Origin of the sequence: Cohaesibacter celericrescens, from assembly GCF_002866925.1 — a bacterium.
Lineage (GTDB): Bacteria > Pseudomonadota > Alphaproteobacteria > Rhizobiales > Cohaesibacteraceae > Cohaesibacter > Cohaesibacter celericrescens.
In genome coordinates this window covers 1-26805 of the sequence record NZ_PKUQ01000017.1, presented here as the reverse complement: position 1 = coordinate 26805, position 26805 = coordinate 1, and the positions used below count along the sequence as shown (strand labels likewise).

The following is a 26805-nucleotide window of genomic DNA, read 5'->3' as shown; positions in this document are numbered from 1 at the left end:
GATGAAAACGAACTTTTTGCGTGATAAAGCGCATTGGGTATGGCGAGAGACACTTGCCGTTCACCTCCGTGCGCCAGAGACCCGCATTGCCTCATCGCTCTCGCCGATCGAAATTTTCGTCGCACTCTATTATGATGACGTGTTGCGTTTTGATGCGATTAATCCACTTTCTCCAGAGCGTGATCGGTGCATCATCAGCAAGGGACATGGCTCCATTTGCATGTATCCTATCTTGGCCGATCTTGGCTTTTTTCCGAAAGATGAACTGGAAAAAGTCTGTATGGCAGGTGGTATTTTAGGGGGCATCCCCGATCCTGTGATCCCAGGCTATGAAACCGTGAACGGTTCGTTGGGGCATGGATTAGGGGTTTCGGCAGGAATGGCACTTGGCCTGAAAACAAGGCGTGCCGACCAGCAGGTGTTCGTCGTTTGCGGCGATGGTGAATTGCATGAAGGAGCCTGTTGGGAAGCCATTATGTTTGCTGCTCAGCACGGGCTTGATAACCTCAACCTGATCATAGACAACAATCATATTGCAATGCTGGGCTATACCGACGACATCGTTTCGCATGGTTGCTTTTCGGAGCGTCTTGGCAGTTTTGGCTGGAGTACCTATGAGGTGGATGGCCACAATATCAGTGATGTTTGCGCGACCCTTCACAGTATGAAGGCAACACGCGATGGCAAGCCGAAAGTGATGATTGCCAACACACTGAAAGGTCACGGTGTTCCCGGTTTGGAGAACCAACCATTGTCCCATATCATCAATCCGAAACCTGAAGTCATCGACAACCTTCTTGAAAGCTTAATGTGACCGAAAAACCCATTGCAATGCGTGACGCGCTGCTGACGCGGATTTGGCGGGCGATGTCCTCAGACGAGAATATTTATTTCACGTGTGCGGACTTTGGCTCGCCGGTACTGGACAAAATCCGTGTGGATTTCCCCGACCGTTTTGTCAATGTTGGCATCGCAGAACAGAACCTAATCAATGTTTCAGCAGGACTCGCGCTGGAAGGGTTCAAGGTCTTTGCCTATGCAATTGCACCGTTTATTACCATGCGCTGTTTCGAGCAGCTTCGCGTAAGTCTCGCTTTGCTTTCCGAAGTGCGCCCTATGAACATCAACCTTATTGGAGTCGGCGCAGGTTACAGCTATGTGGTTTCGGGACCAACGCATCAATGCTATGAGGACATCACATTGATGCGAGCTCTGCCGAACTTCCGCGTTTTGTCGCCTGCCGACCACATCACGGCGAGCGCTATGTTCGATCTCTGCACCGCCAATGTCGGCCCGAAATATCTCCGTTTAGACGCGCAAGTTCTGCCTGTGATATATTCTCAAGATATAGGGGCGCCAAATCTAGAGACGGGTTTTAAAATTCTGCGGACCGGCAGCAAGGTTTGCATCATTTCGACTGGATACATGTCCCACACGGCCATGAAGGTTGCGGACCGGTTGGCGGAAAGCGGCATTCAGGTGACCATCATTGATCTTTTTGACATAACCGGATTCGATCAGGCTCAAATGCAAGCACTGATCAGCACTTACAAAGGCCTGGTAACAATAGAAGAGGGTTTCCGCGGACGGGGTGGCGTGGATGCTCTGTTCTTTGAATTGGCCGCGCGCAATGACATCGACATCAAGCATCTGAACATTGGGGTCGAAGGAGGATACCGCTTCGAACTTGGTAGCAGGAGCGAATTACATGAGCAGGTCGGCATTGGAGAGAAAGCCGTTTTTGATGAGGTCAAAAACTTTGTTGCTTGTCTGTAAGTATCAGCCGACTTTTAGTTTTATACGAGAACCAAAATGAAAAAATTTCCCTTGATGCGCAACAATATCCTGCGCGAAGACCTCGATGCTGTCATCGAATATCTCAAGCAGGATGATCCAATCCTCACCAATGGCGCAAATGTACGTGCTTTCGAAGAAGAGTGGAGCGAATGGCTCGGGGTTAAATACTCGGTATTTGTCAATTCCGGTTCCTCGGCAAACTTGATGTCGATGACTATTCTCAAGTTCGAATATCCCGACGGCGGTGAGATCATTGTTCCTCCGTTGGCTTGGGTTTCGGATATCGCCTCGGTGCTGCAAACCGGGTTCACACCTGTCTTTGCTGATATCAATCCGCGTACGCTTGCGATGGATACCGATAAAATTCTCGAAAAAATCACCGACAAGACCCGGGCGGTTTTCTTGACACATGTTCAAGGTTTCAACGGACTGAGCGACAAGTTGATTGTCGAACTCAAAAAGCGCGGGATTCCACTAATCGAGGATGTATGTGAATCTCACGGAGCACGGCACAAAAACGCCAAGTTGGGAAGCATTGGCGTAATGTCCAACTTTTCCTTCTACTACGCTCACCACATGACCACGATCGAAGGTGGCATGGTTTGCACCAACGATTCAGAGATCTGTCAAAACCTGCGCATGTTGCGTTCACACGGTATGATACGCGAGAGCACGAATGAAACTCTAAAAGATGCCTATCTTGCCGCGCATCCCGACCTGAATCCCCAGTTTATATTCGCCTATCCCGCCTACAATATGCGAAACACGGAAATCGGCGGTATTCTGGGGCGCCGGCAACTGAAGCGTCTCGACGACCATGTCGCCCAGCGCACTAAAAACCAAGCTCTTTTCTTAGAGTTGATCGATTCCCATCGCTACCAAACCGACTTTGAAATTGAGGGATCGAGCAATTATGCCTTCAACCTCATTTTGAAACATCCCGATCCAGATCTAATGGCCTCGCTAACCTCAAGACTAAATGAAGCTGGTGTGGAATTTCGACGTGGAAGCGCAGGTGGCGGCAACCAGCTCCGCCAGCCTTATTTGAAGTCGCTTCTTCCAGCTGACGTCTATGACAGCTGTCCTCTGACCGATCACGTTCATTTCTATGGTATGTATATAGGTAATTTCCCGGATCTGTCTTCTGATGAGATCAAAGAGATTTGCTCGATTATCAACGCAGCCTGACAATTAAGGGGTGTCAGCAATATGACACGAGCGATTATCCTTGCTGGGGGGTTGGGGACGCGGTTGAGACAGGTCGTCTCTGACGTCCCCAAACCAATGGCGCCAATTAATGGGAAGCCGTTCCTTGCGCATCAGATGATGCATTGGAAGCGCGCTGGTATTGATGGCTTTGTGTTATCCATTGGATATCTTGGTGAAATGGTTATCGACTATTTTGGCGACAGTTATCTCGGACTGCCGATTAGTTACGCAGTCGAGAACACCCCGCTGGGTACTGGCGGGGGGCTTCTGCTTGCCATAGAAAAGCTGGACAGTGACGAACCCTTTCTATTGTTGAATGGTGACACCTATTTTGATGTCGATTTAGGGCAGCTTTTGGAGCTCCATTCTCAAAGCGACGCAGGCGTCACTTTTGCGCTCTTTCGTGCAAATGAGCCGGATCGCTTCGGTGGAGTAAGAATGACTGCTGAAGGTCGTATCACCGAATTCCGCTCTGGAAAAGCCGAGGTAGGACAGTTGGCCAATGGCGGTGTCTATTTGATTGATCCGTTGGTCATAAAACAAGTCTTCCATGCCGCCGGTAATAATATTTCGTTCGAGGAGGACATTCTTCCTGAACTTTTCAAAGCTGAGATTCCCTTTTTCGGACTGCAAAGCCACGGAAAATTCGTCGATATCGGCGTGCCTCGGGACTTTGCCTGTGCGTCCAATATCATGTTTGAGCAAACTGGAGATACCTAAGATGTATGGTGCAGAATTGCTTTTGAAAAAGAATCTTAAAGCTTCAATTGCTGCGAAACAGCAGATGCTTGCGTCCGACAAACAGATGAAACTATTCGCTTGTGCAGCTAATGCCGTGGTTGAGTGCTACAAACAAGGTGGGCGTCTTTATATCGCAGGCAATGGTGGCTCCGCCGCAGATGCCCAGCACCTCGCGACTGAGTTTGTCAGCAAACTGGCTCGTGATCGTGCTGCCCTGCCAGCGGAAGCCTTGACGGTTGACAGTTCCGTCCTGACCGCTATTGGCAACGATTACGGCTTTGACAATCTCTTTTCCCGTCAGATTGAGGGAAAAATGAGGTCGGGCGATATCTTTTTAGGCATCAGTACGTCAGGTCAGTCCCCTAACATACTCAAGGGTCTTGAGACCTGCAAAAGCCTCGGTATCACGTCTATTGTTTTTTGCGGCAACGATGGTGGCCAAGCCAAAGATCTTGCTGACTATTGCATCATCGCACCTGGCAGTACGACCGGAACCATACAGGAAATTCATATTGTTCTTGCGCACACGCTGTGCGGTTGCGTGGAGAGTGTCATTTTTGGAGAGAGTAAATGAGCTACAACATACTTGTTACCGGTGGCGCTGGCTATCTTGGTTCAACGATGGTGCCCGATCTGTTGGCAGACGGTCACAAGGTAACGGTGCTTGATAATTTCACGTTTGGACAAGCGAGCCTCAATCACGTCTGCAATCAACCAAACTTTTCGGTTGTGAACGGTGATGTTCGTATCGAGGAACACATTGCGCCGCTTATCAAAAAAGCAGATGTGATTATCCCTCTGGCTGCGCTCGTTGGCGCCCCCCTGTGTTCCAGAGATCCGGTTGGTGCCAAGACAATCAACCACGATGCAATCATGATGATGATGAACCTGGTTTCCAAGGAACAGAAGATCCTGATGCCGACAACAAACAGTGCTTACGGCTCTGGCGACAAAAATAATTTCTGTACGGAAGATTCTCCACTTCGGCCAATTTCCAACTACGCGATTGAAAAGGTTGCTGTCGAAAAGGAACTGATGCAACATCCAAATGCGATCAGCTTTCGCTTGGCAACTGTATTTGGCATGTCGCCGCGGATGCGCGTTGATCTTCTCGTAAACGACTTTACCTACCGTGCCGTCAAAGACGGCGCCGTCGTGTTGTTTGAGAGCCACTTCAAGCGCAATTACATTCACGTGCGCGACGTTTCAAAGGCTTTTCGCCATGGTTTGGCCAACCACGATAAAATGAAGGGGCAGATTTATAACGTCGGCCTTTCCGACGCAAATATCTCAAAGAAAGAGCTTTGCGAAACCATTCAGAAGCAACTTCCCAACTTCACTTTTGTTGAGGCGGCTCTTGGTAAAGATCCAGACCAGCGCAACTACATTGTCTCCAACGACAAAATTGAGGCTACCGGCTTTAAAACCGATAATTCGCTTGATTCTGGTGTTAGGGAGCTAATCAAAGGTTATACCATGCTACGCAACACCCGCTACGGCAACATCTGACAAGAATGTGGCCCGCGACGGTAGAAATTGGGGACCATGTTCGCTCTTTTCGACAATCCGCGGGCCTTGCGCTGATAAAGTGGAGGGTTGCCCACTCGGTTTATGCAGCCATGCTTTTAGTGGTGCATTTAAACCTTCTGGTTCTGCACCATGAATATCGTTGTCCTTGTTGTCTTCAAAACGATCGCACTAAACCATGGATGCCCCGTCCATGGTCACAACCTCAATCGACGAATGGCAGTTGATTATCCTGCCTTTCGTCGATTGGTTTGGATGCTAATATCAACGCATTTCGAACAATTCTTGATGGAATGCACCTCCATCGAGCCCCCGCTCAGAAAGTTTCGATTTTAGTATTTTCCCCATTTGAGCTGGGCCACAAAACCAAAGTCCGGCATCCTTCCAGCCAGGCACTTCAGAGTCTAATTTATCAGCACTAAACCCCGTACCATCCTTATCGATAATGAGGTGTAATTGGATATTGGCTTTCTTCGCATCTGCTTTGAGTTGCTCTTCCAGATCAGGAGAAATGGCCGCGGTGACATGAAACAAATCGATTGTCTGATTGGAACGCCTTTTGGTCAATTGCTTCATCCGGGCTATAAATGGGGTGATGCCGATACCTGCACCAACCCAAATCTGGCGATTATTGCCGTCTTCAAATGTAAAGTGCCCGTAGGGTCCCTCGATGGTTACAGGATCACCTTCCACAAGAATGCTGGACATTTGAGAGGTATAGTCGCCCAGTTCCTTGATCAGGAACGTGATCTCGTGGCTCTGATCGTCCCAGTCGGATGCCATGGTAAAGGGATGTTTGCCTTCTTTATCGTCAAAACTGACAAAAGCAAATTGTCCAGCCTTGTGGCCTTTCCAGTCCCCATCAACTTTGACTGTGATTGAAAGGGTCTTCATGTTGGGGTGTTGCAAGAGTGCTGTGATCATACCTTTGGTCTGGCTCGCTTTACCATGAAGTCGAGCAAGGATCAGAACCGCAGAGATTACGCCACCGATCATCAGAGTACCCATGAGGATGCCCAACGGATGCAGCCAAAGTTCGAAGGGAAAGAGAATTACAGAATGGGCGACCAACACCAAATACGTGATGGCTAGCAGCGTGTGCGTTTGTAAAAAACGTTTGTAAGGGAAGTATTTAATTAGTGCCAGGATCATCAGGAGTGCGGCTAAATAGAATGCATACTCACCCAGCCCTTCTGCGGTTGGCCGTAAGTCACGAAATATGCTCTGAATCATATCTGTCGTGGTTAGTGTCGATGTATCACCGGCACCTGCAATAGGTCCCTTATGTTCGGGGCGGGCCATCAAACCGAGGCTAACCATCCATTTGGGTAGATTGACAATGAACCAGTGGGAAATGCTTGTTATCAGCGCAGTGATGCCAAGCCATTTATGCAGCCGGAAGCTTTTGTCTAATCCATTAAGCCAAGACTCAAACCATTTGGCGCGGGTCGCCAGTATCATTGTCGCAGACATGGCACCCATGCTAAGAATGCCGGAATAATCGATTATTGCACTCCGAATAGAAAGGAGGGAGAAGCTGGCGGGATAAGCACTGGGTTGGGAGAACCAGAGAGCAGTTAAAGCTGCTAGCAAGCTCCAAAGAGAAATCTTAATTGCTTTCATCAATTTTGCCTTTTCATGTCAGTTTTTTGCCTGAAACCACCAGCGATTGGTTTCTATACCGGCGCCTGTTACAGGGTCAGTATTCCGAAATTGGAATTTGTGAAAGGCAGCCTTAGATCGACTTCACAGGCAAAGTGTATCCATCTGTCGCAACTTCAATGACCGACACAAATTGCGACACTTTTAGACCAAATGCAGATATTTTTTTGGATGCTTTGAGCAGAGTGTTTGAGACGAGCCAGCATGTGCTTGGCCCATTCTCACTAGGGCAGGGCCGCAAGATGATTCACACAGGTACTTTAGCGGGCGGCGATATGTGGAACCCAGCCCAAGCTGGTGAAGTTTTTGTCACGATGGGCAAAATGCTCATGGACGGAGAAGAAATCAAGGCTGGCATTGATATTCCTGGCCTTGGCGTTATCGATCCTGATGTAGAAGGCCGCGATATCATCACGGACAACCTTCTAGAGGTGGATAGAAAGACGGTACACAAATTGGCCGATATGGGTCTCTAAGCCGTTCCTCTCAAAGGGTGCGTGGGCGCAGTAAGCTTTGCGCACCCTCCTTTACAAGGTTCGATAACATGACACATGCCAACGCAGAGCGCTTTGCCCTGCGCCTTGGGCTGATCCCCCCCCCCGTGCGGTTCGTGCCGCGAAGATGAAGCAGAAGGCGCAGGCGGTTCTTGATCGATTGGATGTAAAACTCGAACTAGATTTGCCTCATTGCGCGACGGTAAGACAGTCGGTGTGTTTGATCATCGTTGAGGGCAATTATCTGTTGTTGGATAGAGAACCCAGGAACAAGCTTGCTGCTTGCTTTGATCTGACTGTGATAATTGATGTTCCCCAAGATGTGCTCAGGCAGAGGCTCCGACATCATTTACTCACAAGAGTAACCCAATATATTTAATTCCTAAACTGGTTTTGTCCCGTTTCCTCTGAGGGTCTCGTCAGAAGGAAAATGGTTTGACTCTTGGCGGTCTGCTGAACCCGAAGCGCTTACGTATGGCCACCTTTTTTTCTGCCAAACTGACCGGTTTTTACGACCCCATCGATATCAATGGATCTAGCCATCCAAAGCCTGTCGCATTTGTTTGATGGCATCACCAATCTTATCGCCATAACGCAACAAGCTGCCGCCCAGCAGGTAAACACAATCCTCGCCATACAGATCTTTCATGTCTGGCAAACGTTCGATGCTCATGCCGCCACCGGGGCTGGGCAAGATTGCCTTGCCAAGGCCTCCAGATGTACGGCAACGCGAAACAATTTCCTCGCATTCCGCAACGGAAAAACCGAACCGTCCTCCGTGGTTGGGAAACACCGAGATATCGGCGCCGGCCAACCGCATCAAATCACCGAACAGCATACCGTGGCCGTAACCAAAGTCAGGCGACAATACATAAGGGCCCAAATGGGACGGGTGGGCCATGATGGGCAGGTTGAAATCTGTGTCTTGCGCCAACCGGTTCATCGCATCAAAGCCAAACAGTCCGGGAATGAGAAGAATACCGTGAGCCCCGGCATCTTGCGCGTAATATGCAAGGTCACGAACCTGATCGCTATGTCCGCCAATGTTGGCAAAATAAAGCGATTTGGTGGTCTCGCCCTCATTGGCGCGCTCTCTGTTTGCAAGATTAACCGCCTCTGCCGCCAATTTCACGCGGTCCCGAAAAGGAGCGGCATCCTGATTGGCTAGGCCGTGGTCTTCTTTGACTATGTCGGCACCAGCACGGGCCGTCAAATAGCATAAATGTGCCAGCCGTTCAGAAGAAGACCCCTGTGGTTTGATAACAGGGCAGACATAGCCTCCGCTTTTTCGGCCAGTCAGCTTGCGAAGGCCATCAACGCCGAACTGGGCACCGGGGAAGCGCGCCTTGATGTCGTCATTAGCGGTGATGGCAATTGCCTTGACCCCTTTCAGGATCGAGGCATTACCGAGTATGACATTGAGCAACTGGGGCAATTCGTGTCCCACCGCATCGATATGATAGCTTATACGGCTCAGCCAACTGTCCTCACCTTCTTGCTCAACGGCTTCTACTTTGCCCAGAACAACATCTTCAATATAGCCAACCGGCACAACATCGCGCGGAATTTCGACGGTATCTTCCAGTGCGATGTTGGCCGCCCTATCTTCGGCGTCAGATTGGTCGTCAGCAAACAGGCGGTAGGTGATTTCAAAACGATCCATCACAGCCCCTCCGCCTTGACCAGAGAATGCACCTCTTCAACCCGTGCTGCATCCAAATCGGCTTCAGATATGCCAAAACTCTCACCGACTAGATCTTCAATGCCCTTGACCAGAGCCAGTGCATCCAGACCGTAATACCGCATCAGGTAAGCGCGCGAGCCACCATGGGCATAGGTGTCTTTCAGGCCCAAACGTATGAGACGTTTGCCAACGCCTGCATCGGCCATAGTCTCGGCAACAAGCGAACCAACGCCGCCTTCCGTAATGTGGTTTTCGAGGGTTATAACGCCATGTTTGACCGATCCGATATGGTCCAATAGCGCTTTGTGATCAAATGGTTTGATCGTGTGTAAATGCAAATGACGGATCGATAGTCCGGCATTGGCAAGGGCTGATCTGGCCCTCATGGCTTCTTCAGTGCAGATGCCTGATGTTACGACGAGGATGTCGTCCCCATCTGAAAGTTCGCGCATCTCGCCAACCTTGATGGCTGTGTCGAACAAGCGTGGCACAGCACCGCGCAGCACGCGGCAATATACAGGGCCATCAATGGAATCGGCCGCTTCGCAAATGGATTCGACTTCGGTGGCGTCTCCGGTTTCCAGAATAGTCATGTTTGGAATGGAACGCATGACCGAGATGTCTTCGATCGACTGGTGCGTCATACCGCCGGGTGTGGTGATGCCGGGCAGGAAGCCCATAAGCCTTACTTTGCGGCGCGGATAGGCTATCGAGGCCATGAGCTGATCATAGGGGCGGCGATACAAGAATACGCCGAAGGTGTGGATGAAGGGACGATATCCCGCCAATCCAAGGCCACCGGCAAAACTCATCATATTTTGCTCGGCCATACCCATCGATAGGAACTGATCGGGGTGGCGATCGCGAAAGCCGTCAATTTCGCAGGATGAAGTCAGGTCTGCAGAAAGACAGAGGACTTCAGGGTGCGCTACCGCATAGGTCTCAAAAGCGGTTGCATAAGGTCGTTTAACCATTTCTACCATAATAATGCTTCCTCAGTGAGCGTAATCAATAGGGTCAACACCGAGATCGGCAGCGATAGACACATTCATGCGGGCGCGCTCTTCTTCGGATTTAAACCGCACATAATGCAGACGTGGGAAGCGCTCTTCAAGAATGCTCATGGTGTGGAACGGATTGGTACGTGCCATAATAATCAAAGGCTTGCCTTCATGAGGTTCCTTGGCGGCATCGCGTATGGCGCTTAGATCATGGCCGTCGACCTCAACGCAGGCAGCACCAAAATTGATGAATTTTGAGCGGATATCGCCAACTTCCATGACGGACGACATGGCACCATCACACTGCTGTTCATTGACATCCATAATCGCCATAACAGTGTCGATGCCATGATAGGCGCATGCCTGAACCGCTTCCCAAGTTTGACCTTCTTGCACTTCACCGTCAGACATAAAGACCCATGTGCGGCCGGTGTCGCCATTGCGGCGGCGGCCCCATGCAAGGCCCGCAGCGGTGGACAAACCGACGCCGAGCGTGCCGTTGTGTACTTCCATGCCTGGGGAATGCTCCGCACCAATCATTTCGACAGACGAGCCATCCTGATTGAACATTTCCAAGCCTTCGGGGTCCATGCGCCCGGTCTCAATAAGCGTGGCATAGGCCACCAGCGCATAATGGGCAGGCGCAATGAAAAGCCTGTCAAAGTCAGGTGTTGCCGGGCCATTGTAGCCGGCACCGGTGTGATAATCGGGATTTTCTGCAGAAGGCACCCCCGCAAACGGCTTGGGGATGGCGGGCAACGTGGGATCACCCAAATTCAATTCTTCATTATAGAGCCAAGCAAGTTGTTCGGCAGAGGAACAGGCTTGAGAAAGATAACCACCGTTGTTCCGCATCGCGTGTTCATACACACGACGACGGATGCCCAAGGCTACCTCTTCAGTTGATTTTTTATTTCGCATGTCAATATCTCGTCACTCGTGCCAAAGCATATGTCTAGCGCGTGGGGTTGGGTCTAAGGAACTAAATACGGATGTGTCGGGCAACCAAATCAGCCAGTTTGGCCCAATCACACGACGCCTTTTCTCAAGATGAAGCAGCCATAGGCGCGCACTTCGCAGGTGCGAACAACTGCAAAGGCTTCATTGGCCTGCGCATAGAAAGCCTGTCGCTCAATGCTTGATAGAACGCCATTTTTGGGAAGACGCTTTTTGAGAATGTGCCATGCGTCATTGTGGACGTCGCCCGTGGTATCTGGCTCATTGTCAATCTGCATGCGCAGTGCAGAATAATCAAAAAATCCGTCTAGGGGCATCAAATCCGTAATCAACTCAATAGCAGCGGGAGCGTCAAGACCCGCGAGCGGAATGGCCTCTTGGACAACGCAATGGCGTGCCGTTGAGCCGGAGGGAAAATTAGCGTCGGCCACGACAATTTCGTCTCCATGCCCCATAAGTGCAAGGCAATGCAAAAGGGCAGGAGGCATGCGACGGTCAATTCCAATTAACATCGTGATACTCCTCGGTTCGGCATACTTGTGGGTCTCAAAGGCCCGGCCTTTTACAGGCCGGGCATCATCTTGTTGCTTTCGACTTGGTATCTTATCGTTTTGGCAATGGCATCCAGCTTGGAACAGAGACGTCTGCATGGGCAAACTGTGGCATCTTTGTGCCCAATTCTTCCATGTTTTTGATGTCATTTTCATTGAGGAATTTTTGCGTGATGAGTGTTGGTGGAACGATAACTTGCGCACCAGGATCTTCATTTGCCAGCATCATTGCCAGTGAACGGACAGACACTTCGCCCACAACTGCGGGGTTGGTTGCAACTGTCGCGGCCCAAGCCGAGCCGGGTTCGCGCATGGCAGAGATATCGGCGGTTGAGACATCGGCGGAGTAGATATCGATATCATCGCTAAGACCAGATTCGTCAACCGCGATTTTTACGCCTTTGGCAAACTCGTCATAGGGAGCAAACATCACGGTAATGTCGGAATAGCCCTGCAAAACGGCGCGTGCCTGATTGGCAACAGAGTTGGCAATTGGGTTGTCCATTGTGCCGAACATCGCCGCTTCCTTGATGCCCGGATTGGCTTCTTTCACGTCTTCCCAAGCAATATGGCGGCGGTCCAGTGGAGCGATACCTGCAACATAGACATAGCCTGCCGTGAAGCTGTCACCGTTGTCTTTTATGGCTTGTTCCAAAGCCAGCTTGCCGAGCATATAGTCAGATTGCTCGATCTGCGGGATCTTGGCATTTTGAACATCCACGTCAAATGCCACCACCTTGATACCCGCCTCAACAGCGCGTTGGGCGGCATCGCTCATGGCTTCAGTCAGTCCATGCTGAATGATAATGCCATCGACTCCAAGGGCGATCGCCTGATCAACCATATCGGCCTGTAGAGCGGCGTCTTGTCTGCTGTCGAAAACACGCAAATCAACGCCCAGAGCGGCAGACTGTTTTTCAACACCTGACAGATAGGCCTGAAAGAAATCGCCCGTTGAAAGATAGCGTACCAATGCAATGGTAACTTTTTCAGGGTTGTCGAATGGGGCAGGCATATCCGCAGCTTGTGCAGCTGGAAACGCCCCAAGGACGAAGCTTGCAGCGCAAGCCATTTTCATAAACTGTCGTCTCAACATGTTTTAATCCTCCCGTTTAAGACATTTGGTAGACCTGAAAAGAGCCAAGAGCGGCAAAGACAGATCCATCGCTCGTATTCGAGTGTGGGCTTATCACTCCCAAAAATAATTCGCCCATCTGAACAGGCCACAAACCTGCAAATGAATGTGACATGTTCCTTTTGGTTTTTGTGTCTGATGCTTTGAGCCAAGCCCTTCAAACCAAGCCCCAATTTCTCTTTCTATTTTGCATAGCCCCCTGAACCGCTATTTGGTTTTAGCCAACGAGGTTACGTTCAAGTCTTTCCACCAGAGCTGCTGCGTGCATCGAGGTAGAATGTGAACACCAGAGCGACAACCAGCACGGCGCCTTTGACGAAATCCTGCGTATAATAAGGAGCGTTGAGCATGGTCATGCCCTGCAACAGAATGCCGACAAACAATGCGCCAATGGCGGTGCCAAAAGCATTGGGGCGAGCCGCACCAAGCACCGCATAACCGATGAGGGCGGCGGCGACGCTGTCGAGCAGCAGGTTGTTGCCTGATGCGATGTCACCCCGTCCAAGGCGAGCTGCCAGCAAGATGCCTCCAACCGACGCCATAACACCGGAAATCATGTAGGCAATGACCTTGTATTTTTTGACCGGAGTACCGACCAGTGCCGCTGCGCGTTCATTCGAGCCGATGGCATACATCAGGCGACCATGGCGGGTGAGAGCCAAAAAGATCCAGATGCCGACGGCAATGGCGATGAAAATTAAGACCGGAACAGGCAGCAGGCGCTCGAGCACCAGATCAAACCGGTGCCGCCCGATCCACAGAAATGCCGGAGAGAAAACGCCTTGGGCTGTGGTGCCATCGGTCAGGCTCATGCCAGTGGCAATGGAGTTGCCTTGTGTCGGAATGCGTTGAAGTCCAATCAGAAGGAACATCATACCAAGGGTTGCGAGAAGATCGGGGACTTTGAATTTTACGATCAATAGTCCGTTGATCAGTCCAACGAACGCACCCATTGCGAGGCACAATACAACTGCGACAAAAGCAGACTGTTCCAGAATTACCATGGAGTAGGCTGAAAGCATGAGAGAGGAGGTCGCAACCGCTCCAATGGAAAGATCAAAGCCATCAACGACGAGCGTGCAAGTGACGCCCAGTGCCAAAATGCCGGTTATCGAGACAGATTGCAGAATAAAGACGGCTGAGCGCGGGGAAGCAAAGCCTCGGGATGCCACACTGAAGAAAATGACAAGGCCGACCAGCAGGATCAGAAATCCGTATTTGATGGCGAAGTTTATGATTTTGTCGTTGTCCATGATTCACTCTGCCGCTTCTTGATTTGTTGGAACGCCCGATACTTGAGCGACCAGTGCGGTTAGATCGATGTCGCTGTTGATATGTTCACCAGCGATGGCTCCTTCATGGAGCACAATAATGCGATCAGCAATTTCCAGTGCTTCGTCGATCTCGGCGACGAAGACGATGGTTGCGCGTCCTTTAGCTGTTGCTCTGATGTGGTAGCCAATGTCTCGGCGCGCGCCGATATCTACACCTTGGAAAGGCTCATCCAGCAAAAGCACCCGTGATGATTCAATAAGCCAGCGGCCAATCATAACCTTCTGTTGGTTGCCGCCTGACAAGGTGTTGATGCCGTCGCTATTGGCCTGACAGATAATGCCGATCCGACTGATCATGCTGTCGGCAGCACCACGTTGCTTGCCTGAGCCCAAAAGAGAGAGCCGGCTGAATGCGCCCAAAAATGGCAAGGTCATGTTGTTGGCGATGTCAAAGTCGGGGATGACTGCGTTTGAGGCGCGGTCTTTGGGCGACATGAACACACCGCATTTGACAGCATGTTGGGCGTCTTTGGGTTTGTAGGGCTTGCTGTCCAGAAACATCTCGCCAGTGCCCGACTTGGACAGGCCAAAAATGATCTCACTGAGGCGGGACTTGCCGCTCCCCAGAAGGCCCGTGATGGCGACAACTTCACCGTCGTTGATGGCAAGGTTTATCGGCTTGGATTCGGGGATGAGTTGGATGTTTTTAAGCTCAAGAATAGGCGCTCCGCCTGATACGGGATGAATGTCCGCATCGGTCATTTTCCTGCCAAGCATGGCCGTGACCGCACCCTCATAGTCCAGAGTGTCGCCTTCGAACTGGCCGGAAATCTTGCCGTCTCGCATGCAGATAATTCGATCGGCAAGGCGGCGGATGTCGGACATGCGGTGAGAGATATAAAGGATGGCAACACCCTGCGCCCGCAAACGGTCAATCAGGGCGAAAAGACGATCTGCTTCAGATGCAGAAAGCGACGAGGTCGGCTCATCCAGAATAAGAAGTTTTGGAGCACGCGCCATCGCGCGGGCAATGGCGATCATCTGGCGGTCCGCCACTCCCAAGTCTGCCACACGCGTGCGCACATCCATGGACAGGCCCATGCTTGCAGCAATTGCCTCGGCTTCCTTGCACATGGCGCGATTGCGCACAATCAATGGCGCATTCGTTCGTGCCAATTGGTCCAGCAGCAGATTGTTTGCAACATCCAGATCCGGGATGACCCCGTCGTCGATGGACTGGTGTACGGTCACCACCCCTTGCGATATGGCATTCGCCGCGTCGTGGGGGCTATAGGGAGCGCCTTCCAGCTCCAGCTTTCCATCATCCGCCTCGTAATAACCGCAGATGACTTTAACAAGCGTGGATTTGCCCGCCCCGTTGGCTCCCATCAGGACTGTAACGGACCCCGGGTAGAGCTCCATATCCAGTCCGCGCAAGACAACATTCTGCCCGAAAGACTTGCGTAAACCCGCAACCCTAAGCGCTACTTCAGTCAATTTTTCCTCCCAGCACCGAACAAGCGGTGTATTCCTCGAAGCCAAGTATTCACACAAATTATTCAAATGTCAAGTCACTTGACGTTTGAATAATTTGATGTCATTGTGCTTGCAAACATGGGAGGAAAATAGCCATGTCAGACCTACAGACATACACACCATATTCAACGGAAACCCTGCCTTCTTACCTGATGGGTTTTGCGGCCATAACCGAGCGGCTGGGGGGAGCTCCCGCCAGTTGGAAAGTCAAAGAAGTTGGCGACGGCAATCTAAATCTCGTCTTTATTGTGGATGGGCCGAGCAGTAGCATTATTGTTAAACAGGCACTGCCTTATGTGAGGCTTGTGGGAGACAGTTGGCCGTTGCCGCTGTACCGCGCATTCTTTGAATATCACGCATTGAAGCGTCAGGCCGAGCGAGATCCGGGTGCGGTTCCCGAACTCTATCATTTTGATGAAGTCCAAGCGCTGATTGTGATGGAATTTATCGAACCACACTCCATTTTACGCCATAAAATGATCAACGGCGAAATGGTTGCAGGTCTTGCTGACTTCTTGGGAAAATTCTGTGCCCGAACAGCGTTTCGCGGCTCTGAGTTGTCGATGAAATCTGCTGATAAAAAGGCCGACGTTGGCTTGTTTTCTGGCAATGTTGAAATTCCCGCCATTACAGAAGCATTGGTTTTCACTGACCCATATTTCGATGCGGAAATGAACCATCACACACCGGAACTTGACCCGGTTGTCGCCAAGTTGCGCTCAGACACTGTGCTCAAAGCGCAGGCTCAGCGGATGTTGATGAAATTTGCCTCCAACACCGAAACAATGGTGCACGGGGACTTGCATTCCGGCTCGATTATGTCAACGGATACGGAGTCCCGCGTTATTGACCCCGAGTTTGTTCAATATGCTCCTATGGGGTTTGATATTGGCATGATGACTGCCAACTTTCTGATGGCCTATTTCAGCCAGCCCGGACATCGTGGTGAGGATCTGGAGCGTTATCAGGAATGGATCTTGTCTGTTATCACCGACTGCTTTGCCAGCTTCGAGGCTGAGTTCAAGCATCTTTGGCAGACTGAACGCACCGGGATGCTGTATCCTAAAACACTGTTTGAAGATCAGCAGCAGAGCTCGGAAGCGGCCTGTGAGGGTGTTTTAAAAGACATTTGGGATGACGCGCTAGGGATTTGCGGTATCGAGATGCATCGACGCACACTGTCTTTGGCACACAATGCTGATTTTGAGACGATTGAGAATACGGCTGTGCGCGCTGCATTGGAAGCACGTAACCTGATGATGGGGGCCGAGCTTGTTCTTAACAGGGATACAATCCCAAATGCGACTGGCTTGGTTGCAATGGCACAGGACTTTAACAAAAGGGATTTCCTATGAAGGTCAACGGCAAACACTATCGCTCGCTCTGGTGGGTTGAATCCCGTGGCGAGCTGGAAATTATTGATCAACGCTGGTTGCCTCACGATTTTCGCATCGAGGCCCTAACTACAATGCAGGATTATGCCGACGCGATCGTAGAAATGCGCGTTCGGGGTGCCCCGTTGATCGGTGCGACGGCGGCCTACGGAATGGCGTTGGCGATGGCGCAGGATCCATCGGATGCCAATATGGATAAATCTTGGGACTTTCTTGACCGTACGCGCCCGACTGCCATCAATCTGCGCTGGGCTCTGAACCGATGTCGTGAGGCTCTTCGTCCTGTTGCAGAAGGCAACCGCGCAGATGTTGCACTCAAGCTTGCTCATGAGATTGCCGATGAAGATGTTGACATTTGTCACAGCATTGGCCAACACGGACTTGCTCTTATTCGCGAAATTGCGGCCAAAAAACCAGTTGGAGAGCCAGTCCGCATTCTAACGCATTGCAACGCAGGCTGGCTTGCTACCGTTGATTGGGGCACAGCAACATCTCCGATGTATCAGGCCTTCGATGCGGGCATTCCTTTGCATGTTTGGGTGGATGAAACACGACCAAGGAACCAAGGTGCTTTGACGTCATGGGAGCTTGGTAGCCACGGTATTCCTCACAAGTATATCGTCGATAATGCAGGTGGTCATCTGATGCAGCATGGACTGGTTGATCTTGTCATCGTTGGCACCGACCGGACCACCCGACGCGGTGATGTTTGCAACAAAATCGGCACCTATCTCAAGGCGCTTGCTGCGCATGACAATGGTGTGCCCTTCTATGTCGCGCTTCCATCACCAACCATTGACTGGACCGTTGATGACGGTGTTGCTGAAATCCCCATCGAAGAGCGTGATGCCTTTGAAGTCACCCATGTACAGGGGTTAAATGCCGATGGAAAAATCAGCACAGTGCAGGTTTCGCCGAACGGCACACAGGGGGGTAACCCGGCTTTTGATGTGACGCCGAACCGGTTGGTGACAGGACTGATTACTGAGCGTGGCGTTTGTGCTGCAACACCGGAAGGGTTGGCTGCGCTGTTCCCTGAAATGGCAAAGGTCTCTGGCTAAAGCTATTTTCTTTTGGTCTTGCCGGCATTATTGGCAGTATCTGGGCGGCTCGTTTCCCTAAACGAGCCGCTCCTGAACAAAGGCGTTTTGGCTTTAACGCTACATGCTTTAAATGAACCGACATTCAGGTGATTCCTCCTGAGGCCTTCTTGTTCGAATAATCTATGGATTTTTCTCAAGGGTTAGGGGGGCGCCGATCATTCTTTAGGGAATGACACTGTTTTCCTGCAGTCTGGATGGTTGCCGGAACTGAAAGCATGAAGGGCAAAGTTATGAGTTCGGACACCACGTCAAAAGCCAAGCCGTCGCACTCCTTGCCGCGCCAGATTTCGCGTCAGGATGATGCTATTATAGAAGCCACTTGGGCCTATTATCATGATGGGCTTAATCAGAGTGACATTGCCACCCGTTTGGGGGTTAGCCGTGCATCCGTGGTCAATTATCTGACCGAAGCACGCAAACGAGAATATGTTCGCATTACTCTTGATAGCGAGGTCTTTTTGAACCATGAGCTATCGGTGCGCCTCAAGCGGGTTTACGGTCTTGCCGCGGCCCTCGTTGTGCCTTCGGACCCGACTGGGCAGGCGGGAAGCACTGAGAGAGTGGCCCGCGCAACTGCAGATTGGCTACCGCAATTGCTTGAACCGGGCGATCGGCTTGGGATTGCTTGGGGTGAAACTCTGTACCGTGTTGCGGAGGTCGCACCGCATTTGTCTATCAATGATGTCACCGTTGTGCAGCTGGTTGGCTCTCGCGCTGCGGGTCTTGGGTATGCGGCCGAAGTTTGTTCGGCGACTATTGCGCGACATTTCGGTGCCAGCTGTATCAACCTGCACGTTCCGCTCATTGTATCCAACAGCGATTTGGCTGCACAGCTGTGCGCCGAGCCAGATATTGCTGAACAGCTTCAAGCGGTCAATGATTGCAACAAGGTTTTGTTTGCTTGTGGCACGGTGGGTGACAATAGCCATATTGCCCGAACCAGAATTCTCGATCTGGCCAGTCTCGCGGCTCACCGAAAGCAGGGCGCTGCCGGTGTCATTTGCGCGCGTCTGATTGACCATAATGGCAAGCCGATCCCGACCGAGGTTGATGATCGCATGATCGGCGTGACGCTTGACCAAATGCGTAACAAAGAAATGGGATTGCTGGTCGCCTCTGGCCCGGAAAGGGTCACTGGGGCCAAGGCTTCTATTTTGGGGGGCTATGCAACCCATTTGGTGACCTGTTCCAACACAGCACAGTTATTATTGGAGTAAAGACGTGAGCAATATTCTTCCTGACGATCTGGCCACACGGACTGCCATCATCAAAGCCTGTCGTTGGATGAACAGCAGTGGTATCAACCAAGGCACATCCGGCAATATTTCGGTTCGAACGGGAGGCGCTGGAGAAGACATGCTGATCACCCCATCGGGTGTTCCCTATGATGATCTGGCTCCCGAAATGATTGTACGGATGTCGTTGAGTTCCGAACCGGTTCTTGACGCTCCGCTCAAGCCATCCAGCGAATGGCGTTTCCATCAGACGCTATTGCGCAACCGTACAGACATGGCCGCAGTGGTGCATGCGCATCCCGCTTACTGTTCTGCGCTGGCCATCAATCGAGAATCCATTCCAGCATGCCACTATATGATTGCGGCCTTCGGCGGACATGATGTGCCCCTGACCAAATACCATCTTTTTGGCAGCCAAGCCCTTGCCGATGACGTTGTAAAAGCGATGCGCGACAGGCATGGCTGTCTGATGTCAAATCATGGCTCAGTCGTAGTGGGCGAGTCTTTAGAGAAGGCATTGTGGCGCATGGAAGAGTTGGAAAACCTAGCAAAGGTCTACACGCTTAGTCGCCAAATTGGCACACCTGTAATTTTGGACCGGGATGAGATGGCTGCGGTCGTCGCTGCCTTTGCAAATTATGGCCCTGTCAAAGCACCCTGAAGGGGGGGGCTGTCATGTGTGGACAGCCCCGGTTTTGCAAGAATTTATTTGAACTTATAACGACCTCGGCAGGTTGCGGTGATGTGTGCCGCCTATTTGCGCAGTGCGCTTGACCGAAGGCTGTCTGTCATCAAGGAAACTGACACCAAGTTGGCTTTAGAAATAAGGCATAGGTTTCTCTTCAAAATTGATCAACAAGCCATTGACTAATTGGAATGACGATTTAATCTAAGGTAGATTACTTAGTTATTTTATCTAAGGCATTGCATTCAATGGCTAAATTTAAGATTTCGACGCCGCGAGATCCGGATCTTTATCCTCTTCGAATCCACGAAATAAGTGTCCAAATAGATGATGAAGTACGCAAAGGCGATACACTAGCCACCTTCGAGCTGATGGATGGTAGCAAGGTGCGCATGCCTAGTCCACTTGATGGCATCATACGACAGATCGAAAAATCTGGCCGGATCTATATGGATCGTGAAGAAATTGCCTTCATCGAACAATTGAGCATTGCCGAAACCCAACTACGTGAAAAACCGAAGGCAAAAGCGCAGGTTGACACGGGGTCTTCTCCCTTGCCTCTCTGGAAATCGTCACTCTCTGTTGATCAGGTTGATCTGGTTGAGAGGGCCTTTCGTCAGGCATTTGGCTCAGCCTGTGATGGGGATCCTCAAATCCACCCTGCTGATCGTGCTGTCAGTGCGGGGGTTGCGTTTGGCGAGATTCTGGACTTTGAAAAGTCGGCCTACTCCTGCGTCCATCAGCAGGACAGCTCACCGACGGACATCGCGATCTGGAGAGCGTCCCACAATCGCGAACTTTGTCGCAGGGATGGATATGAAATCAAGGCATTTGTGGATACCAAAACTTCAGAACGGAGCATATTCCTGATCCCAGCGTTTCTCGGCCCCGTCATTGACTGCCTAACAGAGTTCGGGGCATTCAAGTTTTTCAATTTATATGCCCTTGAAGAGGGTATGAAAAAACGTCCCCAAACGTTTGAGGAGGCTTGGGATTATGTTTTGCCCGATGCCAGGCAGCTCAGAACGATCTGTGCGTCTCATTCACCAAATTTCGATAGTGGTGAAAACAGGAAGGCTATGGCCTTTGGCACGTCGGAGCTCGAACGAGTTTTGGTACGAGGATTTTCTGACAATAAGAGTGCCTCTACCGCACTCTGGAGCGCATATTCTCTTTTGGTGAAAGAGAAACTCTCACAAGACATCCCTGCCGAAAGACCAGTGGATCTCCATCCTGTCGACTTTATAGCGCGCCATGGCAAGGCGCTGGGGTCGTGGCAGAGAGACGCAGCTTTAGAACAGGCTAAATCCAGCCTCAATGAACGAGCGAAGATCGCAGGTCTCTTGCCGACGCAATACCTGACCGCTGCCTATGCTAAGCATCTGGAGAAAGGCGAACTATCAGGCGCTGCCAAGCTATGGACCCGATTTCGGTATCCAACCATCGTTGGTGCGCCTCTGCTTCTTGCCGCAGCGGTGATCATTGCTCCCGATGCTTTCGATCGTTTTTTTGAAGAATTAATTGATGTCGCCGGTAACGCAACCCACGTCATTTCGAGGCCGTCAAAAGAGGTCGCAGTCCCAGCGAAGTCTTCACCTGTAGAATGGACAGCGCAAACACCGCTGAGTTTTTACGAGCCGCCAAGTCTCAAGGAAATCGATAACGGACGTAAGCCTCGGCCATCTGAGGCAACACAAGTCGCTTTTAAAGCCTGGCTGGAGGATTGATTATGTTTAGAGACGTCCTGTTCCGTGTGTTCAGTTTGGGTTTCCTGATTTTTGCCATGAGTCTCCTTTCCAGCCCGGCCAAGGCGGTCAGCCTTAGCTTCCAATCATCAGACATTGATCTGGATGGTTGCCACATTACGGTGAATGGATCCTGGGACGTCGAACTCAAACTCTATTCCCTGATGGGGGAAGCTATTGAATCAACCCGTTTTCGATATAGCCTCAATCCTGGGCTCACTTATGTCTCGCTACCGGCCCTGGATGGCTCACACAGTTATTTCAAGACCAGCCTTAAGGAAATCCCGTCTAACGCTCGTAATCTTTTGCAGCTCTATGATGTCAAAATCAGATTCCGCCTCAAAACTGGTCTGCTTGAAAAGCCATTTGTTTATCTGATCTCAGATGTTGGCAATCCCGGGAAACCAGATGGAAAAACATGGTCCTTCAATGTGCCCGGCTCGCCCGATTGGGGGCGATTTCTCACGGGTGAACCGGGAGGCTCCTACCTTAGCGCCTCCGATGCCAAGAAGCTGTTTGCCTCTGGTCTGGAACTAGCCGAAGCAACGATTGTATCTTGCAAATTGACTGAGTACGAGCTGCAAAACTGGTATAAGAGCAATACAAAGTGGCCCGAGGTGCGTGCCATGCACAAAGCTTACAACTATCTGTCGGAAGCCATCAGGCGAAGCACCGGACTGAATCCGCCTATCTATAGATCGCTACATGTTAACTCTACTGTACACACCATTCGCGACAGCGTCATTGAAGACCACGACAAATGGTTGCGCATGTTTCAAAACAAGGTCAAAAAACTGGAGAATCTGCCCGATCGATTTATCACAGATGATAACCCAAAGCCATATCAAGCCGCCCTTGCAGAAGTTCCGAAAATTATAGCCAAGATAAAAGACTATGTTGGCAATTGGCACTCGTCCGATGTGGACCCGTCCAGCCTCCCTCAGGGGTATCCGCCGCAGGTGCCGGGCATGTATCAGCTTGAAGAAAAAGACGATGGAATTTGGGTCATCGACTCGTCTGGCACGCGTTTTATGAAATTGACGGGATACATGGAGCTTTTAGGGGGGACACACATTATTGAAACATTCTATATGGGTTGCTCTAAGAAACCCGGTGTTCAGACAATTAAAGTCATCAATCCTCAAAATGGTGATTTGTTGAAGCAGTTTGATTTCCCATGTAATCGGGTAGGAAAAAGAGCTCACCGTTTCGAAGCTTTAAACGTTGAACCTGTGTATCAGAATGAAGATAAAGAAGCAGGCGAGTTGAAAGCAATCAAACTGCAAGTCATAAACGACAGCGGAAAGCAACTCGGAGCTTCTCCGAAGCGATGCTCAGGAATGAAGGCCGTCAATTTCGATGTTCGTGCTCACAACTATCGCGTCGAGCTTCCTCATCTCACGTTGAAGGATCTTGGAGAGACTACAATAAGGCTACAGAGGAGTTTGGGTGACGCTTTCTGTCTGTCAACAGGGTAATCGCACAGGGCTAAAAGCAGAGGTTTGGTTTATAACCCAACTCTTCTCCGAATAGCCCCTAGAATTGTAGACAGCTTGTTCCCCAAAAATGAGGCAAGCAGACTAATTTCAAGATAAATCGCAATATTGCTCTCGCTGGGTGGCTGTCCTTGTGCTGCATAAAGGGCATAGTAGAGGATGCTCTTGTGCCAAGCTGCGTTTGTTAGATGGTGCCCTAGCGAGTTTTTCTCTGCATTCAATTTTTGCTCTTTGCGGGACGCGCCCTTTTGCGATTGTGCCTGGAGCGTGCGATCAACCTATTAATAAAGTCCAATTTTTTAACGACAGGAGGCGGCATGACAAACGGATACATATCCCGCTGCCCCATTGAGCGTTGAAAAGTGTTTAAAGCGATGCTGATCGGAACCCAGACTTCCACAAGCTCTTCCGCACTGGTTGACGCATACGGGTCAAATTCAAGTTCAGCATCAAGGGAACGATGTCGGAGCGGTTCCAAAGACATGCCAAATGATTTCACAGACTCAAGGGTGTCCACAATATGGAAATAATGTGCCCAGCACTCTGCGAAATCTTCTGATGGGTGGCAGCTGGCATATGTTGAGATAAACCTCTCCTGCCAGTCGCTTGGAGGACCTTGTTCATAATTCTGTTTCAACGCCTCAGCATAATCTTTTCTCTCGTCCCCAAAAAGCATACGGGCCTCGTCGAGCATATGGTTTTTCTCAACCAACTGAGCAAAATAAAAATGGCCCATCTCATGTCGGAAATGCCCGAGTAAAGTCCGGTATGGTTCGCCCATGGAAATACGAACACTTTCTCGCACCGCGTCATCAGCCTCTGCTGCGCGCAAACTTATGAGCCCGTTTTCATGAGCAGTAATCGCAGGAATGAGCGTTCCATCTTCGCCGACTTTATCTTCAAGGAAATCAAAAACGAGACCTGTTTGAGCATCCTCGCGGCGACCGGGGCAGGGAAGCCCAAATCTTAGGATGGAATAGAATAAATGCCGTTGAGCAGCACCGAGCTTATGAAAACGATTGATGCCTTCAGGACTGTCGGTGTTGGGGGTGGCGCGATTGTAACGCGCAGGTATCGCGAACGGATTTGGATCATCCGCCTCGACCAACCAGTTGCTACCATCAAATGGCGCATTTGCGCAATAACGCCAGCGTTTGATAGGCCGACCCGGAATTTTGAAAAGGCCATCGCCTACTTCTTCCAAACGGTGTGCAGTCAGCGTGTCAGGAGCAAACCCAACAGGCGCGTTGTTTGCACCCACGCTGGAATGGCTGTCAAAGTAGAGTGGCATGCCACTGATATCACATTTATAAAGGCGCATGGGGAATCCGGTCGGTTAAGGTTTTCTGATAGTATAACACTAGACGGCCTAGATCGTTCCAAATTAAGTTTGATGGAGGCGCTTTGGGTCGTAACAGATAAGTTACGCTCCCATGGTGCTGAGATGAAGCCGATCTGCACCCTAGAACGCCAGAAAACAAGGCTGTGAGGGAACAACAGGGTCGAAAAGCTCGCATATACTGTTCCGACGAAGGGGAGGCGCTATGATCCACTTCAGGCCCATACGAAGCTTGCTGAAATCCGTTCCCGCCCATGCTTCATTCTAGCCGTTAGAATTTATTAAAATCTAAGTTTGAAAAGTTTTTTGAACCATTTCCGGATGTGTCGCGACTGATGAGTATAGGCGCTGATGATCGACGCCAAACAAATTCAAAGCGACACACAAGACCTCAATAGAAACAATCAAATAATCATCCGGAGAAACATCATGTTTAAGAAAACCATCGCAACCTTCGCTCTGATCGCAGCCATCGCAACAGTAGCTCTGCCAACCAGTCAGGCCCAAGCCGCAGGCGGTCGCAACGCAGCCTTCGCGATTGGCGCTGTTACCGGTTTGGCCGTGGGCGCAATCGCACATGATGTCGCCTACCGCAATGGTCATCGCAATTATCGCCCAAACAGACATCACCGCGTTCGTCACTCTGGTCGACCAGCCCCTTGGACCCGTGCTTGGTATCGTTATTGCGACGCTCGCTATCGGTCCTTCAACCCGCGCACGGGCTATTTCCGCGGTTATGACGGGCGTCGCCACTTCTGCCGCTAGAAATGGGCCGAACAATATCAAAAATAGAAAGACTGCCTCTGTGGGCGGTCTTTTCGCATATTGGTTGAGACACTCTTTTACCGGGTCATAAGGATAGACGCGCACTCCAAATGTCTGCCATCAAACAAACCTCGCGCCATTCTTGCTGAAGCTATGGCTACTGGAATTTAAGTCAACTGGAATTTGTCCAAATAACATTGCCACGTTAAAGAAACAAAGTCGCGCGGAACTTATATACGAGAACAATTCAGACCGCAGCTGTCTCCGTGCGCCACACACGCATTGCTTCATCGAGAAACTGGCGCAATGTATTTCGGGAAATCAAGTGGCGTTGGACGTTGAAGATATTGTAAATGGAAGCGTGAACTGAGAGAAGCCTTTGAGCAGATCCTGGTGCAATTGAACTGCTGCATATGTCGTTCTCGCCATCGAATTGGTCGGTGAGGATGCTCTGCCCGATTATTGTGTCTGCCACCAGTGTCATGGATATTGGAAAGGTGCAATTCTCTTAATGCTGCTCCGTATGACGGTAATTTATCGGTCACAACAGTATCTGGCACAGAGCCGTGTTTCTTCAGAAGTTTTCGCAATATCTTAAGGGCGGTCCGCTTTTTTCCGTGAGATTGAACCAGAATTTCCAATATTTTCCCTTCATCATCAACAGCCCGTCACAGGTTGAGCGTTTGCCATTGATCGAAACGAAACCTAATCCAGATGCCACTGACCCGACGGGCTTGGGCGGGATCTGGTCGATTTTTTTGCATAAATCGATCCAAACTTCAAAACCCGACGGCGAACAGATTAGTAAGAAACCTCTACCCCGTTCTGCCAGTAAATCTTCAACATCTCGGTAGCTAAGCGAGACTTTGAAATAAAGCCAGATCGCATGCTGAATGATCTGCGGTAGAAATCGATGACGGGAATAGGAGGTCTTTTGCATCAATCCAGTTTATAACCTCACGGGCATACAGTTACTCAGTTAACGTGACAATGCCGACCAGAATGCTTTTGGCAATAGCCCTTGCAAACACAATGGCACGCATAATTTGGGCTATGCTAATCAAGAATGAGGATTAACGGAATCCGGTGCAGACTGCTGTTGCATGACAATCATGAAGCTTAACAAGACTGAACTCGGATAACGGTAAAACAGGAAGACGACGCCCCGAATGGGCACAATGATCGAACAGATCAGGATCAGGAACCCCAGTTTAGAACCCAGAGCAGTAAAGCTCGTGAATCAGATTTGGACCTGATCTACGGATCACCATCCCGGTCAGCGGCTTTCTGAAAGTGTCGCATTCAGAGGCCTGACAGAAGACCGTACTCGATCATATGCACAACGGCGCAGAATCTTCTTGCACAAAGGGCGGCAACCACAGAAGGCTCTAATTTGTCTGACACAGCCGTCGAGTTTGTTATAAGCTCAAACGAACTCTTGCAAAACAGAGGTCTACACCTGCACTGAATGCTAT

General features: G+C 50.5%; 23 protein-coding genes and 1 pseudogene. 14 read left to right on the top strand and 10 right to left on the bottom strand.

What is annotated here, in order from left to right; genetic code table 11:
• Nucleotide 1 precedes the first annotated feature (1 nt).
• The 6 genes from C0081_RS10520 to C0081_RS10495 are packed head-to-tail and all read left to right on the top strand — an operon-like array spanning nucleotide 2 to nucleotide 5256.
• Complete coding sequence (locus C0081_RS10520) at nucleotides 2-814, top strand: transketolase (protein ID WP_101533789.1); 813 nt, start codon at nucleotides 2-4, stop codon at nucleotides 812-814.
• Nucleotides 811-1776 carry a transketolase family protein gene (locus C0081_RS10515; protein WP_101533788.1) on the top strand — a complete coding sequence of 322 codons (966 nt, stop codon included), beginning with the start codon at nucleotides 811-813 and terminating at the stop codon, nucleotides 1774-1776. The genes C0081_RS10520 and C0081_RS10515 overlap by 4 nt, the downstream gene beginning before the upstream one ends.
• Nucleotides 1777-1830: 54 nt before the next feature.
• Nucleotides 1831-2985: a DegT/DnrJ/EryC1/StrS family aminotransferase gene (locus C0081_RS10510; RefSeq protein ID WP_245417920.1), complete on the top strand. Its 1155-nt coding sequence runs from the start codon at nucleotides 1831-1833 to the stop codon at nucleotides 2983-2985.
• A 21-nt stretch (nucleotides 2986-3006) separates the two neighbouring features.
• Nucleotides 3007-3726: a sugar phosphate nucleotidyltransferase gene (locus C0081_RS10505; protein ID WP_101533786.1), complete on the top strand. Its 720-nt coding sequence runs from the start codon at nucleotides 3007-3009 to the stop codon at nucleotides 3724-3726.
• A gap of 1 nt (nucleotide 3727) precedes the next feature.
• Nucleotides 3728-4321, top strand: coding sequence for a D-sedoheptulose-7-phosphate isomerase (locus C0081_RS10500; RefSeq protein ID WP_101533785.1), 594 nt, complete (start codon nucleotides 3728-3730; stop codon nucleotides 4319-4321).
• Entirely contained in the window at nucleotides 4318-5256 is a 939-nt protein-coding gene (locus C0081_RS10495; protein ID WP_101533784.1) for an NAD-dependent epimerase/dehydratase family protein, read from the top strand. Before C0081_RS10500 ends, C0081_RS10495 begins: the two co-directional genes overlap by 4 nt.
• A 282-nt stretch (nucleotides 5257-5538) precedes the next feature.
• Here C0081_RS10495 and C0081_RS10490 read toward each other — a convergent pair whose 3' ends face one another.
• Nucleotides 5539-6897 carry a ferredoxin reductase family protein gene (locus tag C0081_RS10490; RefSeq protein WP_101533783.1) on the bottom strand — a complete coding sequence of 453 codons (1359 nt, stop codon included), beginning with the start codon at nucleotides 6895-6897 and terminating at the stop codon, nucleotides 5539-5541.
• A gap of 224 nt (nucleotides 6898-7121) precedes the next feature.
• Between C0081_RS10490 and C0081_RS10485 the strand changes: the two genes are divergently transcribed.
• The gene (locus tag C0081_RS10485) at nucleotides 7122-7412 is read left to right on the top strand and encodes a type 1 periplasmic-binding domain-containing protein (protein WP_210200465.1); all 291 of its coding nucleotides are present in this window, start codon (nucleotides 7122-7124) and stop codon (nucleotides 7410-7412) included.
• Nucleotides 7413-7965: 553 nt separating this feature from the next.
• Here the strand turns inward: C0081_RS10485 and C0081_RS10475 are convergent.
• From C0081_RS10475 to C0081_RS10445, 7 genes are all read right to left on the bottom strand, one after another.
• Complete coding sequence (locus tag C0081_RS10475; protein ID WP_101533782.1) at nucleotides 7966-9093, bottom strand: RuBisCO large subunit C-terminal-like domain-containing protein; 1128 nt, start codon at nucleotides 9091-9093, stop codon at nucleotides 7966-7968.
• Nucleotides 9093-10097: a transketolase family protein gene (locus C0081_RS10470; protein WP_101533781.1), complete on the bottom strand. Its 1005-nt coding sequence runs from the start codon at nucleotides 10095-10097 to the stop codon at nucleotides 9093-9095. The genes C0081_RS10475 and C0081_RS10470 overlap by 1 nt, the downstream gene beginning before the upstream one ends.
• A 12-nt stretch (nucleotides 10098-10109) precedes the next feature.
• Complete coding sequence (locus C0081_RS10465) at nucleotides 10110-11036, bottom strand: transketolase (protein ID WP_101533780.1); 927 nt, start codon at nucleotides 11034-11036, stop codon at nucleotides 10110-10112.
• 107 nt (nucleotides 11037-11143) lie between these two features.
• A complete protein-coding gene (locus tag C0081_RS10460) occupies nucleotides 11144-11584 on the bottom strand; it encodes an RbsD/FucU family protein (protein ID WP_101533779.1) in 441 nt (146 codons plus the stop codon).
• Nucleotides 11585-11675: 91 nt separating this feature from the next.
• A complete protein-coding gene (locus C0081_RS10455; protein WP_245417919.1) occupies nucleotides 11676-12695 on the bottom strand; it encodes a substrate-binding domain-containing protein in 1020 nt (339 codons plus the stop codon).
• A 299-nt stretch (nucleotides 12696-12994) separates the two neighbouring features.
• A complete protein-coding gene (locus C0081_RS10450) occupies nucleotides 12995-14011 on the bottom strand; it encodes an ABC transporter permease (protein ID WP_101533777.1) in 1017 nt (338 codons plus the stop codon).
• A gap of 3 nt (nucleotides 14012-14014) precedes the next feature.
• A complete protein-coding gene (locus tag C0081_RS10445) occupies nucleotides 14015-15529 on the bottom strand; it encodes a sugar ABC transporter ATP-binding protein (protein WP_280952867.1) in 1515 nt (504 codons plus the stop codon).
• A 134-nt stretch (nucleotides 15530-15663) separates the two neighbouring features.
• Between C0081_RS10445 and mtnK the strand changes: the two genes are divergently transcribed.
• From mtnK to C0081_RS10415, 6 genes are all read left to right on the top strand, one after another.
• Nucleotides 15664-16923, top strand: coding sequence for an S-methyl-5-thioribose kinase (mtnK, locus tag C0081_RS10440; RefSeq protein WP_101533776.1), 1260 nt, complete (start codon nucleotides 15664-15666; stop codon nucleotides 16921-16923).
• Nucleotides 16920-18023: an S-methyl-5-thioribose-1-phosphate isomerase gene (mtnA, locus tag C0081_RS10435; protein WP_101533775.1), complete on the top strand. Its 1104-nt coding sequence runs from the start codon at nucleotides 16920-16922 to the stop codon at nucleotides 18021-18023. Before mtnK ends, mtnA begins: the two co-directional genes overlap by 4 nt.
• A gap of 257 nt (nucleotides 18024-18280) precedes the next feature.
• Nucleotides 18281-19282 carry a sugar-binding transcriptional regulator gene (locus tag C0081_RS10430; protein ID WP_245417918.1) on the top strand — a complete coding sequence of 334 codons (1002 nt, stop codon included), beginning with the start codon at nucleotides 18281-18283 and terminating at the stop codon, nucleotides 19280-19282.
• A 13-nt stretch (nucleotides 19283-19295) separates the two neighbouring features.
• Complete coding sequence (locus C0081_RS10425; RefSeq protein WP_280952868.1) at nucleotides 19296-19961, top strand: class II aldolase/adducin family protein; 666 nt, start codon at nucleotides 19296-19298, stop codon at nucleotides 19959-19961.
• A 272-nt stretch (nucleotides 19962-20233) separates the two neighbouring features.
• Entirely contained in the window at nucleotides 20234-21712 is a 1479-nt protein-coding gene (locus C0081_RS10420; RefSeq protein ID WP_101533773.1) for a biotin/lipoyl attachment domain-containing protein, read from the top strand.
• Between the two features lie 2 nt (nucleotides 21713-21714).
• Complete coding sequence (locus C0081_RS10415; protein WP_101533772.1) at nucleotides 21715-23208, top strand: hypothetical protein; 1494 nt, start codon at nucleotides 21715-21717, stop codon at nucleotides 23206-23208.
• Between the two features lie 235 nt (nucleotides 23209-23443).
• Here the strand turns inward: C0081_RS10415 and C0081_RS10410 are convergent, their stop codons facing one another.
• Entirely contained in the window at nucleotides 23444-24547 is a 1104-nt protein-coding gene (locus C0081_RS10410; protein WP_101533771.1) for a zinc-binding metallopeptidase family protein, read from the bottom strand.
• A 447-nt stretch (nucleotides 24548-24994) separates the two neighbouring features.
• On the opposite strand from C0081_RS10410, the gene C0081_RS10405 reads away from it, so the two are divergent.
• Nucleotides 24995-25330: a BA14K family protein gene (locus tag C0081_RS10405; RefSeq protein ID WP_101533805.1), complete on the top strand. Its 336-nt coding sequence runs from the start codon at nucleotides 24995-24997 to the stop codon at nucleotides 25328-25330.
• 247 nt (nucleotides 25331-25577) lie between these two features.
• Here C0081_RS10405 and C0081_RS10400 read toward each other — a convergent pair.
• Nucleotides 25578-26270, bottom strand: a pseudogene (locus C0081_RS10400) (IS6 family transposase).
• Nucleotides 26271-26805 lie beyond the last annotated feature (535 nt).